We start from the raw sequence: 13804 nt of genomic DNA, 5'->3' as shown, positions 1-13804 counted from the left end.
CCATGGGTGTATGGATCGATACCGATATGGGCTTTGACGACATTGCCGCCATCATGGTGGTGCAATCGGCAGGCCTTGCCATCGACGGCATTTCGCTGGTGTTCGGCAATACGACGCTGGAAGCGGTGTGCGGCAATGCCGCCGGAGCGGTCTCAGCTTTCGGCTGGTCGATGCCGATCCATCAGGGCCGTGCCAAGCCCGTGCTTGGCGCGCTCGAAACCGCGCAATGCATTCTGGGCGATAACGGCATTCCGACCGTCGGCCAAAGCCTGCCGGATGCGCCGGCCGTGTCGAAAAGCGATGCCTTTACCGCCCTGTGCAACTGGCTTGAGGGTGATGGTGAGAAGCGCATTCTGGCGCTCGGCCCGCTCACCAATATTGCCGCGCTTTGCCTTGCCCGACCCGATCTTGCCGCCAGAATTTCCGATCTCACCTGGATGGGTGGCGGCGTGACCAGCGGCAACCATACTGCATCGGCTGAATTCAACGCCTTTGCCGATCCGGAAGCGCTGGCCATCGTGCTTTCCCACGGCCTGCCGCTGCGCATGGTCGATCTGGACGCCTGCCGCAAGGTTATGGCCTCGCCGGACGATGTGCTGCCGATCCGTAATGCCGGCGGCAACAATGCCGGGCTGATCGCCGATCTGCTGGAAGGTTTCATCGGCATCGCCACCAGCCGTGGCAGAGCCGCCATGGCGCTTTACGATCCCGTGGCCGCCGTCGCCTTTACCTCCGGTCTCATCGGCTGGCGTCATGCGCGGATCGATGTCGAGCTTCAGGCGACGCTGACGCGCGGGCGAACCGTGGTCGAGACGCGCGCTCAGAAAGCTAAAGCCTTCAACGCGCATTTCGCCGAAACGGTGGATGCCGAAGGTGCGAAGACGGCGATTCTCGAGGCGCTGCGCCGGGAGGCCGCCCGATGAGCGCGAACTCTCCGACACGCGAGCCAACCGATCTCACCGATGATGCGCTCCGCAGCCGCGCGGTCGCCGCCGCACGCGGCGATGCGCCTTTCGATGGTCTCATCACCGGTGGAACGCTGGTGGATGTGGTGACGGGAGAGCTTCGCGCCGCCGATATCGGCATCGTCGGCCCGCTGATCGCCAGCGTGCACGAGCGGGCAAGCCGCAGCGACGCTGCACGGATCATCGATGCGGCAGGCGCCTATGTCTCGCCCGGCCTCATCGACACACATATGCATATCGAAAGCTCGATGGTCACACCGGCCGCCTATGCGGCGGCTGTGGTTGCCCGTGGCGTCACTACCATCGTCTGGGACCCGCATGAATTCGGCAATGTGCATGGTGTGGATGGGGTTCGTTGGGCGGCGAAGGCCATCGAAAACCTGCCCCTGCGCGCCATTCTGCTCGCCCCCTCCTGCGTGCCTTCCGCACCGGGGCTGGAGCGCGGCGGGGCGGATTTCGACGCCGCCATTCTTGCCGATATCCTGTCATGGCCGCAGGTCGGCGGTGTCGCGGAAATCATGAACATGCGCGGCGTCATCGAGCGCGATCCGCGCATGAGCGGCATCGTGCAGGCCGGGCTTGCCTCGGAAAAGCTGGTCTGCGGCCATGCACGCGGCCTGAAGGGCGCCGATCTCAACGCCTTCATGGCGGCGGGCGTTTCTTCCGATCACGAGCTGGTCTCGGGCGAAGACCTGATGGCGAAACTGCGAGCTGGGCTCACCATCGAGCTGCGCGGCTCGCACGATCACCTGCTGCCGGAATTCGTGGAAACGCTGAACGCGCTCGGCCACCTGCCGCAGACGGTGACACTCTGTACGGACGACGTCTTCCCCGATGATCTGCTACGAGGCGGTGGGCTTGACGATGTGGTGCGCCGTCTTGTCCGTTATGGCCTGAAGCCGGAATGGGCGCTACGCGCCGCAACGCTCAATGCAGCCCAAAGGCTCGGCCGTGCCGATCTCGGCCTCATCGCCGCCGGCCGTCGCGCCGATATCGTCGTCTTCGAGGATTTGAGCGGTTTTGCCGCCCGCCACGTTCTGGCCGGGGGCAGGGCGGTTGCGGAAGGCGGGCATATGCTCGTCGACGTTCCGACCTGCGATGCGACAGCGCTCGAAGGCTCGATGAAGCTGCCGCTGCGCGCAGCCGATGATTTCCGGGTTGCCAGCGAAGGCGCGAAGGTGCGCCTCGCCACCATCGACCGTCCGCGCTTCACGCAATGGGGCGAGGCGGAAGCCGAGGTGAAGGATGGTTTCGTCGTTCCGCCTGAAGGTGCGACGATGATCTCTGTCACCCATCGCCACGGCATGGCCGAGCCGATCACCAGAACCGGCTTTCTCACCGGCTGGGGCACCTGGAACGGCGCTTTCGCCACCACCGTCTCGCATGACAGCCACAACCTCACCGTTTTCGGCGGTAATGAAGACGACATGGCGCTCGCCGCCAATGCGGTGATAAAGGCCGGCGGCGGCATGGCTGTCGCTTCCGAAGGCAAGGTGACCGCACTTCTCCCGTTGCCGCTTTCCGGCCTCGTTTCCGATGCTCCGCTTGAAGACGTGGCAAAGGCTTTCGAAGAATTGCGCGAAGCCGTCGGCAGGGTGGTGAAATGGCAGCCGCCCTATCTCGTCTTCAAGGCCTGCTTCGGCGCCACGCTCGCCTGCAATATCGGCCCGCACCAGACGGATATGGGCATTGCCGATGTGTTGGCGGGCAGGGTGATGGAAAGCCCGGTGATTGCCGTTCTCGAATAGCGGCGGCCCGAATCCGCGGGCTGCGGTTTATTCGACCGCGGCCACGTCAGGCGTCTGTGTTTCGCGCGCGGCAATGCGCGCCGCCAACACGAAATTCTTCACCACCGGCGATGTCGTTCCGCGCCGATAGGCGAGCGATATGGAAAGCCGTGGCGGCGGGCCGCTGGAGGGCAACAGGACGATGTTCTGCATTTTGACCTGCGCGACGGATTCCGGGAGGAGGGAAACCCCGAGTTCGGCCGCGACCAGCGACAATATCGAGGCGATTTGCGGTGCCGCCGGCCCAAGGCGCGGCGTGAAACCGGCCTCCTGGCAGGCTTTTATCGATGCATCGTGAAGGCTGGTGCCGACGCTGCGTGGCGTCAGAATGAAAGGATCGTCGCGCAATTCCATCAGGTCTATGGCGGTGCCGCGCCGCGCGAGCGGATGGGATGCAGGCAGGGCGACCAGAAGCGGTTCGTCGGTGAGCACTTCTTCGAGCAATGTATCGGGATCGGATTGAGAAGGCCGCAAAAGCGCCACGTCCAGCCGATCTTCGAGCAGGGCCGGTGTCAACGCCAGGGCGGCTGCCTCCATCACCTGAAGCTCCACGTCGGGATATTGGCGTCTATAGGTGCGGATGCAGGCCGGAACCAGAGGGTTGAGCGCCGCCGTGCCGGTGACGCCTATTCGCAGAATGCCGGTTTCACCGGCCGCCGCCCTGCGTGCGAGCCGGACACCTTCGCCCACCTGATGCGGAATATGGGTCACCGCAGCCCGAAAGGCATGGCCCGCCGTTGTCAGTTCCGCACCATGCGCAAGACGCCGGAATAGCCGCACGCCGATTTCCTGTTCCAGAACCTTTATCTGCTGGCTGAGCGGCGGCTGCGCGATTCCCAGATGTTCGGCCGCCCGCGTAAAACTGCCCTCATTGGCGATGGCCAGAAAATAACGGATGTGCCTGAGTTCCATGATATTAGATCCAGATATGATGGGAACGCCTTCCATATATTAGAATGAAAGACGGACCTGCGCTATAGCTGGGAGCGAAAGGGACAAACCCGATGCGCCAGCTCAAAAAACAGGATTTCACGCCGCCGATCGTCATGACGGAGGAGCCGCCGGATGTGCTCTGGATACGGCAGGGAAGCCGTCAGTTTCGCCGGGCGAGCTGGGCGCTTTTCCTCGCGGGCTTCGCCAGCTTTTCGCTGATCTATTGCGTACAGCCGCTCCTGCCGGAATTTCCGGCGGAATTCGGCATCAATCCTGCAACTGCATCGCTGGCCCTGTCGCTGACGACGGGAACGCTTGCCTTCGCCATTCTGCTCAGCGGTGCCTTTGCCCAGCTCTTCACCCGCCGAAATCTGATGTTCGTTTCGATGATGCTGGCAGCCATCGCCAATATCATTGCGGCAAGCACGCAAGGCTGGGCATGGCTGCTTGCCGCCCGCGCGCTGGAAGGGTTCGTGCTCGGCGGCGTTCCGGCCGTCGCCATGGCCTATCTTGCCGAGGAGATCGAACCTTCCAGTCTCGGCAAGGCGATGGGGCTTTATGTCGGCGGCACGGCCTTCGGCTCCATGGCGGGGCGTGTCGGCATGGGGCTTGTGTCCGCCTATACCTCCTGGCAGGCGGCAATGTATGCGCTGGGGGCGGTCTGCATCCTCGCGGCCATCGGCTTCCTGCTGCTGCTTCCGCCTTCGCGGAATTTCCGGCCGCAGCACATGCCGCTTAAAAATCATCTGAGAATATGGGCGCAACATCTTGGAAACCCGGAACTTCGGCGGTTCTATTTCCTCGGCGCGATGCTGACGAGCGTGTTCACCACCGTTTTCAACTATTGCGCCTTTCGCCTCGTCGCGCCGCCTTACGAATTGGGCCGCACGGCCGTCAGCATGATTTTCCTGACCTTTGCCCTGGGTATCGTCGCGTCCTCTTATGGCGGCGCGCTGGTCGACCGATTCAGCCGGCGGATCATGCTGGTGGTTGCCTTTTCCACCATTCTTGCCGGTATCCTGCTCACATTCGCCTCAAGCATCATCCTCATCGTGGCGGGGATTGCGGCGATAACCATCGGATTTTTCATCGGGCATTCGGCTGCCAGCAGCGGAGTGGGCGCGAATGCGGGCGCCGCCAAAAGCCATGCTTCCGCGCTTTATCTGCTGTTTTATTATTGCGGAGCGAGCATTACCGGCTGGGTCGGCGGCTGGTTCTGGATCCATGCCGGCTGGCCCGGCATCATGGCCATTACCGCCGGCTGCGCGTTTGCCGGAATTTTAGCCAGCCTCGCTCGCCCGGGCGCGCGGCGCGCCTGAGCGGCCATCGCGCCGGCCGGGGCGTCACTCCGCCGCGAGTTCCTGCTCCACCAGCGTCGCCCAGAACGCCACACCCGGCACGATGGCCGCATCGTTGAAGTCGTAGGAGGTGTTGTGGTGAAGCGCGCCATCCACCGCCGGGCCGTTGCCCAGCCAGACATAGCAGCCGGGCGCTTCGCCTGCGAAGAAGGCGAAATCGTCGCCGGCGGTCGAGGGTGGGAAGGCGTTGCGGGTTTTGTTGCCGAAGACGGTTCTTGCGGCGCGCAGCGCCCGTTTCGTTGCATCCGCCTCGTTGATGACGGGTGGAATCCGGCGGATGAATTCGTAATGCGCCTCGATGGCGAACATCGCCGCCGTGCCCTTCGCCAGCCTGCCGATTTCCGCTTCGAGCTGGTCGCGCACGTCAGCCGCATAAGCGCGCGCCGTGCCGCCGATTTCGACGAGATCGGGAATGACGTTGAGCGCCTTCGGGTCGCCCGCCTGCACCGAACAGGCGCTGACCACGGCGGGCTGCAGCGGATCGACGACGCGGCCGACGATGGTTTGCAGCGAGGCGAGGAAGGTGCCCGCCGCCGTCACCGGATCGCGGCCGAGATGCGGCTTGGCGCCGTGGGTGCCGATGCCCTTGAAGGTCACGCGCCAGCTGTCGGAAGAGGCAAGCTGCGGGCCTTCCACAACTGCCATTTCATCGATGCCGAGCCCCGGCATATTGTGCAGGCCATAGACCGCATCGCAGGGGAACAGGGTGAAAAGCCCGTCCTCCACCATTTTTTTCGCGCCGCCGCGGCCTTCTTCGGCAGGCTGGAAAATGAAATGCACGGTGCCGGAAAAATCGCGGGTCTTTGCGAGGTAACGCGCAGCACCCAGCAGCATGGCGGTGTGGCCGTCATGGCCGCAGGCATGCATCTTGCCGGGGAATTTCGATTTATAGGGCCGGTCGGGCACTTCCGGCATGGCAAGCGCATCCATGTCGGCGCGCAGGCCGATGCTGCGGGTGCCGTTGCCCACCTGCAGCGTGGCGACCACGCCGGTGCCGCCGAGACCGCGATGCACCTTCAACCCGGCACGCTCGAGAAGATCGGCGACGATGGCGCTGGTTCTTTCCTCTTCGAAACCCAGTTCGGGATGCGCGTGCAGGTCGTGGCGAAGCTCCGTCAGGAATGGCAGGTCCTCGCCTATGCGGTCCAGCAGTCTCATGGGCAGCTTGTCCTTGAATATGGGAAAAACCCGCGTCATAGGTGGGTTCATCCGAATGCCTGTTGCTTTTTTCTCTTCTAACGGAAAAAGCCAATGAAATGAACCCGCAGCGTCTCTGTGGTTGCTAAAATGACTAATCTGCCGAACGGGATTGGCGTGGCTGAAAACCGCCTCCGCCTTGCGCCATCCCGGTTCTGAAAGGAAAAACCGATGCCGTCATCCGCATCGCCTGCCGCCCATTCCCCCGCCGCGCCGCATGAGTTCTGGCAGGAGATCCATCCGCGCCGCAGCTTCGAAACGGCAGGCCCGCATTCCGCCTTCTTTCCAGCGGCGCTGGATGATGGAAGGCAGATATGTCTGCCGATAAGGCCGCTGGCGGATGGCGAACATGCGCTGGCCTCGCTTATCGTCAATCAGGCCTCTTTTGAGGTGCTCGAGGCGCTGGCGGCCGATCTCGCCGCACAGCTTCTTCCCTTCAAGCCGGATGTCGTCATCGGCCTGCCGACGCTGGGGCTGACGCTCGCCGCCGCCGTCGCCCGGCATCTCGGCCATTCCCGTTACGTGCCGCTCGGCACCTCGCGCAAATTCTGGTATCTGGAGGAACTGTCGGTGCCGATGTCCTCCATCACCACAAGGCAGGAAAAACGGCTCTATATCGATCCGCGCATGCTGCCGCTCATCGAGAACCGGCGGGTGGCGCTGGTGGATGACGTGATCTCCAGCGGCAGCTCCATCATATCGGGTCTTTCGCTTCTCGCCGCCTCCGGCATCCGGCCCGCCGTCATCGGCGCGGCCATGCTGCAATCGGATCGCTGGCGGGAAAAAATCGCGGCTTTCGGGCCGGAATGGCCGGAGCGGGTGAGGGGTGTTTTTTCAACGCCGCTGCTCACGAAAGCGGAAGGCGGCTGGCGCGCCTGACGAAGCGCAAATTCCGGCAAAAGGCAAGTGGTGATAATTTCACCGCTGCCTAATTTGTGTCTTGCGAAGCTCGAAGAGATCGTCCTAAGATCGCCTCCGACAGACAATAGCGGTCGGCGAACAATGCGCCGGTTTGCTTTCGCGCGGTGTCATCCCGGCGTCTGCCCGCCCCCGTTTTGTTCTTTCCGATGACTGGAATTTCTTCCCATGCACGCAGTGTTCGACGGTCATAATGATGTGCTGCTTCGGTTGTGGCGCAACAGCAAGGCCGGTGCCGATCCGGTGGCCGAATTCAGGAACGGCACACGCGAAGGCCATATAGATGGGCCCCGCGCAAGGGCAGGCGGCCTTGGCGGCGGCATCTGCGCGATCTATATTCCCTCCGGCGATCTCATCCTGCAGGAACCGGATGAAAGCGGCCATTACAACACGCCGCTCGCCTCCCCGCTGGAGCGCCAGCCCTCGCTCGATATCGCCATGGAAAAGGCGGCGATTGCGCTGAGGCTCGACCGCGCCGGCGCGTGGCGGCTTTGCCGCTCCACGGCCGATATCCGCAAGGCCTTTGCCGAGGATATCTTCGCCGCCGTGCTGCATATGGAAGGCTGCGAGGCGATCGGGGCCGATCTCGATGCGCTGGAGGTATTTTACGCCGCCGGCCTGCGCTCGCTCGGCCCGGTCTGGAGCCGGCACAATATCTTCGGCCATGGCGTTCCGTTCTCTTATCCCATGTCTCCCGATACGGCGCCCGGCCTCACCGACGCCGGTTTTGCTCTGGTGAAGGAATGCAACAGGCTCGGCATTCTCATAGATCTCGCGCATATCACCGAAAAAGGCTTCTGGGATGTGGCGAAGACCACCAACCAGCCGCTGATCGCCAGCCATTCCAATGCGCATGCGCTCACCCCCGTGGCCCGCAATCTCACCGACAGGCAGATGGACGCCATCAAGGAAAGCGGCGGGCTGGTGGGTCTCAATTACGCGGTGACCATGCTCAGGGCCGATGCGCGCGACATTGCCGATACGCCGCTTTCCGACATGGTGCGCCATATCGATTACATGGTGGAGCGCATGGGCGTCGATTGCGTGGCGCTGGGATCGGACTTCGATGGCGCGACGATACCCGTCGGCGTTGCCGATGCGAGCGGCAATCACAATCTGGTTGCGGCGCTGAAATCGGCGGGCTACGGTGATGGAGAACTTGCTAAAATATGCCGGGAAAACTGGCTGCGTGTTTTGTCTCAGGCCTGGCACGAGGCGGCCTGAGAAGAGCTGAAGCGAACCAAATCAAGCTTATAACAAAAGGGGAGATCCTATGATCAAATCGCTCAACAAATCCATGCGTATTCTCAGCACCAGCGCCGCTTTGTCGCTGATGATGCTGGCGGCGCCGCAGGCTTTTGCCGCAACGCCGGCCGATACGCTGGTCGAAGGTTTCGCCATCGACGACATCATCACGCTCGATCCGGGCGAGGCTTTCGAACTCTCCGCTGCCGAAGTGACCGGCAATACCTACAGCAAGCTGGTTTCCATCGATCTTAACGACACGTCCAAGGTTATCGGCGATCTGGCCGAAAGCTGGACGACCTCCGACGATGGTCTGACCTATACGTTCAAGCTGAAATCCGGCCTGAAATTCGCCTCCGGCAATCCGGTCACGGCTGATGACGTCGCCTTCTCCTTCGAACGCGCCGTGAAGCTCGACAAGTCCCCGGCATTCCTGCTGACGCAGTTCGGTCTCAGCGGTGACAACGTCACCGAAAAGGCGAAGGCTGCGGATGCGAACACCTTCGTTCTGACGGTCGACAAGCCCTATGCGCCGAGCTTCGTGCTGAACGTGCTCACCGCGACCGTCGCTTCGGTGGTCGACAAGAAGCTCATCGCCGAAAAGGCAAAGTCCGTCACGCCGAGCGCCGATTACAAATACGACACCGATTTCGGCAACGAGTTCCTGAAGACGGGTTACGCCGGTTCCGGCCCCTACAAGATCCTTGGCTGGAAGGCCAACGAAGCCGTTATTCTGGAAGCCAACCCGAATTATTACGGCGAGAAGCCGAAGCTGAAGCGCGTCGTCTATCGCCACATGAAGGAAAGCTCCGGCCAGCGCCTGGCGCTTGAAAACGGCGATATCGATGTGGCCCGCAACCTCGAGCCGGGCGACATGGAAGCCGTTTCCAAGAAGGAAGGCCTTGCCGTCACTTCCGCGCCGAAGGGCACCGTCTATTATTTCAGCCTCAACCAGAAGAACGAGAACCTAAAGAAGCCCGAGGTCATCGAAGCCTTCAAATATCTGGTCGATTACGACGCCATCGGCGCGACGATCATCAAGGGCATCGGCGAAGTTCACCAGACCTTCCTGCCGAAGGGCCAGCTCGGCGCGCTTGACGAGAACCCCTACAAGCTCGACGTCGCCAAGGCGAAGGAGCTTCTGGCCAAGGCCGGCCTGAAGGACGGCTTTACCGTATCCATGGATGTGCGCAACACCCAGCCGGTGACCGGCATTGCCGAAAGCGTGCAGCAGACGCTGGCGCAGGCCGGCATAAAGCTGGAAATCATTCCGGGCGACGGCAAGCAGACGCTGACCAAATACCGCGCCCGCACGCATGATATCTACATTGGCCAGTGGGGTTCGGACTATTTTGATCCGAACTCGAATGCGGAAACCTTCACCATCAACTACGACAATTCCGATGAGGGCAAGAACAAGACGCTCGCCTGGCGCAATGCCTGGGACGTTCCTGATCTGACCAAGGAAACGCAGTCGGCGCTTCTGGAGAAGGACAGCGCCAAGCGCGCCGCCATCTATGAAAACCTGCAGAAGGAAGTTCTGGCGAAGGGTCCCTTCGTCATCATCTTCCAGCAGACGGAAGTGGCGGGATATTCCGCCAAGCTGAAGGGCCTGAAGCTCGGACCGAGCTTCGACACCAACTTCGTCTACACCATTTCCAAGGAATGATCCGGAAGGATCGGTCTCTTGAGCATGGTTGAAAGCAACAGCAGGGCGAGGCACGGCAAACGCCGTGCCAATGCCCGCGTGAAAGCCGTTCTCGGCTTCGCCGTCACCGTCATCACCACCTTTCTGGGGCTGATGGCGGTCACATTTTTCATTGGCCGCGTCGTGCCGATCGATCCTGCATTGGCGATCGTCGGCGACCGTGCGCCCGCGCATGTGGTCGAGCGGGTGCGTGAGCAGCTCGGCCTCAACCTGCCGCTCTGGCAGCAGTTCTTCCTTTATCTGAAACAGGCGCTATCGGGCGATTTCGGCACCTCCGTCCTCACCACCAATCCGGTGATGGAGGATATCAAGCGGGTGTTTCCGGCCACCATCGAGCTTGCCACGCTCGGCACCATCATCGGCGCCGTCTTCGGCATTCCGCTCGGCGTGCTTGCCGCCGTCAAGCGCGGCAGCTTTGCCGACCAGGTGGTGCGCGTCATCGGCCTCATCGGTTATTCCGTACCGATCTTCTGGCTCGGCCTTCTGGCGCTGCTGGTGTTTTACGCCCGGCTGCAATGGGTGGCTTATCCCGGCCGCATGGATATCGTTTATGAATTCACCTTCACGCCGGTCACGGGCTTCTTCCTGATCGACGCGATCTGGCAGCGGCAATGGGACGTGTTGTGGGATCTCTTCCGCCACATCATCCTGCCCGCCTGTCTGCTCGGCTATTTTTCGCTGGCCTATATCAGTCGCATGACGCGCTCCTTCATGCTGAACGAGCTAAGCCAGGAATATATCGTCGCTGCCCGCGCCAAGGGGCTTTCGGAAACACGCATCATCTGGTTCCACGCGCTGCGCAACGCCGCCGTGCCGCTGGTGACCGTGATTGCGCTCTCCTATGCCGGTCTGCTCGAGGGTTCGGTGCTGACCGAAACCATCTTCGCCTGGCCGGGGCTCGGCCTCTACATCACCAATTCGCTGCAGAATGCGGATATGAATGCCGTTCTCGGCGGCACGATCGTGATCGGCGCCATCTTCGTCGGCATCAATCTCTTCTCCGATCTGCTTTACCGGACGCTCGATCCAAGGACGCGCAGCCGATGACCCTTTCGACCGATACGATCAAACCCTATAGCCGCGAATGGCTTCTCTCCGACCGGCCGGCCTCGCGCAGGCAGGCGCGGCTTGGCCGCGCCTATGTCATCTGGCGGCGCTTTTCGGAAAACCGTCTGGCGCTGCTTGGGCTGGCCATCATCATCGCGCTGCTGTTCGTGGCGCTGTTTGCCGATGTTCTGGCCCCGCATAACCCGGTGCAGGGCGATCTGCGCAATGCCCGGCTTTTGCCACCCGGCACGGAAGGTTACCTGCTCGGCACTGACGATCAGGGCCGCGATATTCTTTCGCGCCTCATTCACGGTTCGCGGCTGACGCTGTTCGTGGTTCTGCTGGTCGCCATCATCGCGGCCCCCGTCGGCCTCATCGTCGGCACGGTTTCCGGTTATGCCGGCGGCTGGGTGGATGCGGTTTTGATGCGCATCACCGATATCTTCCTTGCCTTTCCGAAGCTCGTTCTGGCGCTGGCGCTGGTCGCGGCGCTTGGGCCGGGCATCGAAAACGCGGTGCTCGCCATCGCGCTTACCTCATGGCCGCCCTATGCGCGCATCGCGCGCGCCGAAACCATGACCTTCCGCAATTCCGATTTCATCGCCGCGGTCAAGCTCATGGGCGCGTCGCCCTTCCGTATCGTGCTGAAGCACGTCATGCCGCTCTGCCTGTCGTCGCTCATCGTGCGTGTGACGCTGGATATGGCGGGCATCATCCTCACTGCCGCCGGTCTCGGCTTCCTCGGCCTCGGCGCACAGCCGCCGCTGCCGGAATGGGGCGCGATGATCGCTTCCGGCCGCCGCTTCATTCTCGACCAATGGTGGGTCGCGGCCATGCCGGGCGTGGCGATCCTCATTGTCAGCCTCGGTTTCAACCTGCTGGGCGATGGCCTGCGCGATGCGCTGGACCCCAAGGAGGCGGGCCAATGAGCGCGCCGCTTCTGACCGTCCAGAATCTCCGCGTGTCCTTTCCCACCCGCACCGGGCTGGTGGAGGCGGTGCGCGGCGTGTCCTTCACGCTCGGCCGCGAGCGTCTCGGCATCGTCGGCGAATCCGGCTCCGGAAAATCGCAGACAGGCCGCGCCATCATGGGGCTGACGCCGAAAAATGCGCGTATCGAGGCGGATGCGCTGCGCTTCGGCGACATCGATCTGCTCAAGGCGTCTGCAAAGGAGCGGCGGATCATGCGCGGCAAGCGCATGGCCATGATCCTGCAGGACCCGAAATATTCGCTGAATCCGGTCATGACCATCGGCCACCAGATCATGGAAACCCTGCGCACCCATGAAAAGATCGGCAGCGGCGAGGCGCGCCAGCGCACGCTCGCCATGCTCGAAGCCGTGCAGATACGCGACCCGGAACGCGTCTTCGATCTTTACCCGCACGAGGTTTCCGGCGGCATGGGGCAGCGTGTCATGATCGCCATGATGCTGGTCTGCGGCCCGGAACTGCTGATCGCCGACGAACCGACTTCGGCGCTCGATGTGACGGTGCAGCTCGAAGTGCTCGACATTCTCGACAAGCTGGTGCGCGACCGTGGCATGGGGCTGATCTTCGTCAGCCATGATCTCAGGCTCGTCTCCTCCTTCTGCGACCGCGTCCTCGTCATGTATGCCGGCAAGGTGGTGGAGGAACTGTCCTCGGCCAATCTGAAGGAAGCGAAACATCCCTATACGCAGGGCCTGCTGAACTGCCTGCCGGAAATCGGCGGCCACCGGCATCCGCTGCCGGTTCTGGAACGCAAGCCGGAGTGGCGCGCATGAGTTCAGTTCTTTCCGTCCGCGACATGGTGGTCGATTTCGACGGTTACATCGCGCTCGACCGCGTCAGCATCGATGTGGCCGAGGGCGAATCTTTCGGCATCGTCGGCGAGTCCGGTTCCGGCAAATCGACGCTGCTGCGCGCCATTGCCGGCCTCAACCATTTCGATGAAGGCTCCCTGACAGTGGCCGGACGCTCCTATGCCGGCAAGCGTCGTGACAGGAGCTTCTATAGCGACGTGCAGATGGTGTTTCAGGACCCCTACGGCTCGCTGCACCCGCGCCAGACGGTGGATGCGCTGCTGCTCGAACCGCTGGTCATCCACGGTCTCGACAATCGCGAACAGCGCATTGCCCGCGCGCTGGATGAAGTCGGCCTCGGTTCCGGCTTCCGCTTCCGGTATTCGCACCAGCTTTCCGGCGGCCAGCGCCAGCGCATCGCCATTGCGCGTGCGCTGATCGTCGAGCCGAAAATCCTGCTGCTGGATGAGCCGACCTCGGCGCTCGACGCCTCCATTCAGGCGGAAATCCTCAATCTGCTGGAACAGGCCCGCAAGGACCGCAACCTCACCTTCGTCATGGTCAGCCACGATCTCGGTGTCATCAGCCATATGTGCGATCGCCTCGCGGTGATGAAAAGCGGCAAGGTGGTGGAAATGCTGGAGGCGGAGGCGCTGGAAAGCCGAGAATTCAGTGCGGATTATACAAGGCAGCTGCTGGTGGCGAGCGAGGGTTTCAAACGCGCGTGATGGCGCGAGGGTGCCTCCTTTTTCTTCTCCCCGCCGGGGAGAAGATGACCCGAAGGGGCAGATGAGGGGGCAAGCTCTCCGCATATCTTTGCCGTCGCCCCCTCATCCGGCGCTGCGCGCCACCTTCTCCCCGGCGGG

12 protein-coding genes are annotated in these 13804 nt (G+C 62.4%); 10 read left to right on the top strand and 2 right to left on the bottom strand.

Annotated elements, in window-relative coordinates; all coding sequences use genetic code 11:
• Nucleotides 1–2 precede the first annotated feature (2 nt).
• Both ACIK7D_RS18855 and ACIK7D_RS18850 read left to right on the top strand, forming a co-directional pair.
• On the top strand, nt 3–923 hold the full coding sequence (locus ACIK7D_RS18855; RefSeq protein WP_400157048.1) for a nucleoside hydrolase: 921 nt from the start codon (nt 3–5) through the stop codon (nt 921–923).
• Nucleotides 920–2713: an adenine deaminase gene (locus tag ACIK7D_RS18850; protein WP_400157047.1), complete on the top strand. Its 1794-nt coding sequence runs from the start codon at nt 920–922 to the stop codon at nt 2711–2713. The genes ACIK7D_RS18855 and ACIK7D_RS18850 overlap by 4 nt, the downstream gene beginning before the upstream one ends.
• 27 nt (nt 2714–2740) lie before the next feature.
• Here the strand turns inward: ACIK7D_RS18850 and ACIK7D_RS18845 are convergent, their stop codons facing one another.
• Entirely contained in the window at nt 2741–3664 is a 924-nt protein-coding gene (locus tag ACIK7D_RS18845; protein ID WP_400157046.1) for a LysR family transcriptional regulator, read from the bottom strand.
• Nucleotides 3665–3756: 92 nt separating this feature from the next.
• On the opposite strand from ACIK7D_RS18845, the gene ACIK7D_RS18840 reads away from it, so the two are divergent.
• The gene (locus ACIK7D_RS18840) at nt 3757–5004 is read left to right on the top strand and encodes an MFS transporter (RefSeq protein ID WP_400157045.1); all 1248 of its coding nucleotides are present in this window, start codon (nt 3757–3759) and stop codon (nt 5002–5004) included.
• A 24-nt stretch (nt 5005–5028) separates the two neighbouring features.
• Here the strand turns inward: ACIK7D_RS18840 and ACIK7D_RS18835 are convergent, their stop codons facing one another.
• Nucleotides 5029–6201 (bottom strand): M20 aminoacylase family protein, encoded by a 1173-nt coding sequence (locus ACIK7D_RS18835; protein ID WP_400157044.1) that lies wholly within the window; start codon nt 6199–6201, stop codon nt 5029–5031.
• 210 nt (nt 6202–6411) lie between these two features.
• Here ACIK7D_RS18835 and ACIK7D_RS18830 point away from each other — a divergent pair, with 210 nt between their 5' ends.
• The 7 genes from ACIK7D_RS18830 to ACIK7D_RS18800 all read left to right on the top strand — a co-directional run bounded on the left by ACIK7D_RS18830 (nt 6412) and on the right by ACIK7D_RS18800 (nt 13666).
• Nucleotides 6412–7119 carry a phosphoribosyltransferase gene (locus ACIK7D_RS18830; protein ID WP_137005549.1) on the top strand — a complete coding sequence of 236 codons (708 nt, stop codon included), beginning with the start codon at nt 6412–6414 and terminating at the stop codon, nt 7117–7119.
• Between the two features lie 207 nt (nt 7120–7326).
• A complete protein-coding gene (locus tag ACIK7D_RS18825; protein ID WP_080820571.1) occupies nt 7327–8382 on the top strand; it encodes a dipeptidase in 1056 nt (351 codons plus the stop codon).
• A 49-nt stretch (nt 8383–8431) separates the two neighbouring features.
• Nucleotides 8432–10072: an ABC transporter substrate-binding protein gene (locus ACIK7D_RS18820; RefSeq protein WP_135399613.1), complete on the top strand. Its 1641-nt coding sequence runs from the start codon at nt 8432–8434 to the stop codon at nt 10070–10072.
• An 18-nt stretch (nt 10073–10090) separates the two neighbouring features.
• The gene (locus tag ACIK7D_RS18815; RefSeq protein ID WP_080820577.1) at nt 10091–11158 is read left to right on the top strand and encodes an ABC transporter permease; all 1068 of its coding nucleotides are present in this window, start codon (nt 10091–10093) and stop codon (nt 11156–11158) included.
• On the top strand, nt 11155–12087 hold the full coding sequence (locus tag ACIK7D_RS18810; RefSeq protein WP_065655287.1) for an ABC transporter permease: 933 nt from the start codon (nt 11155–11157) through the stop codon (nt 12085–12087). Before ACIK7D_RS18815 ends, ACIK7D_RS18810 begins: the two co-directional genes overlap by 4 nt.
• Nucleotides 12084–12920 (top strand): ABC transporter ATP-binding protein, encoded by an 837-nt coding sequence (locus ACIK7D_RS18805; RefSeq protein WP_400157043.1) that lies wholly within the window; start codon nt 12084–12086, stop codon nt 12918–12920. Before ACIK7D_RS18810 ends, ACIK7D_RS18805 begins: the two co-directional genes overlap by 4 nt.
• The gene (locus ACIK7D_RS18800) at nt 12917–13666 is read left to right on the top strand and encodes an ABC transporter ATP-binding protein (RefSeq protein WP_080820583.1); all 750 of its coding nucleotides are present in this window, start codon (nt 12917–12919) and stop codon (nt 13664–13666) included. Before ACIK7D_RS18805 ends, ACIK7D_RS18800 begins: the two co-directional genes overlap by 4 nt.
• Nucleotides 13667–13804: the final 138 nt, after the last annotated feature.

Source organism: Agrobacterium sp. P15N1-A, assembly GCF_044626815.1.
GTDB classification, from domain to species: Bacteria; Pseudomonadota; Alphaproteobacteria; order Rhizobiales; family Rhizobiaceae; genus Agrobacterium; species Agrobacterium leguminum.
This window is presented reverse-complemented; position numbering and strand designations above follow the sequence as displayed.

Coding starts and splice junctions, on each gene's coding strand:
- ACIK7D_RS18820 (WP_135399613.1), top strand. CDS start 8,432: ATGATCAAATCGCTCAACAAATCCATGCGTATTCTCAGCACCAGCGCC.
- ACIK7D_RS18810 (WP_065655287.1), top strand. CDS start 11,155: ATGACCCTTTCGACCGATACGATCAAACCCTATAGCCGCGAATGGCTT.
- ACIK7D_RS18800 (WP_080820583.1), top strand. CDS start 12,917: ATGAGTTCAGTTCTTTCCGTCCGCGACATGGTGGTCGATTTCGACGGT.
- ACIK7D_RS18840 (WP_400157045.1), top strand. CDS start 3,757: ATGCGCCAGCTCAAAAAACAGGATTTCACGCCGCCGATCGTCATGACG.
- ACIK7D_RS18855 (WP_400157048.1), top strand. CDS start 3: ATGGGTGTATGGATCGATACCGATATGGGCTTTGACGACATTGCCGCC.
- ACIK7D_RS18805 (WP_400157043.1), top strand. CDS start 12,084: ATGAGCGCGCCGCTTCTGACCGTCCAGAATCTCCGCGTGTCCTTTCCC.
- ACIK7D_RS18850 (WP_400157047.1), top strand. CDS start 920: ATGAGCGCGAACTCTCCGACACGCGAGCCAACCGATCTCACCGATGAT.
- ACIK7D_RS18845 (WP_400157046.1), bottom strand. CDS start 3,664: ATGGAACTCAGGCACATCCGTTATTTTCTGGCCATCGCCAATGAGGGC.
- ACIK7D_RS18825 (WP_080820571.1), top strand. CDS start 7,327: ATGCACGCAGTGTTCGACGGTCATAATGATGTGCTGCTTCGGTTGTGG.
- ACIK7D_RS18835 (WP_400157044.1), bottom strand. CDS start 6,201: ATGAGACTGCTGGACCGCATAGGCGAGGACCTGCCATTCCTGACGGAG.
- ACIK7D_RS18830 (WP_137005549.1), top strand. CDS start 6,412: ATGCCGTCATCCGCATCGCCTGCCGCCCATTCCCCCGCCGCGCCGCAT.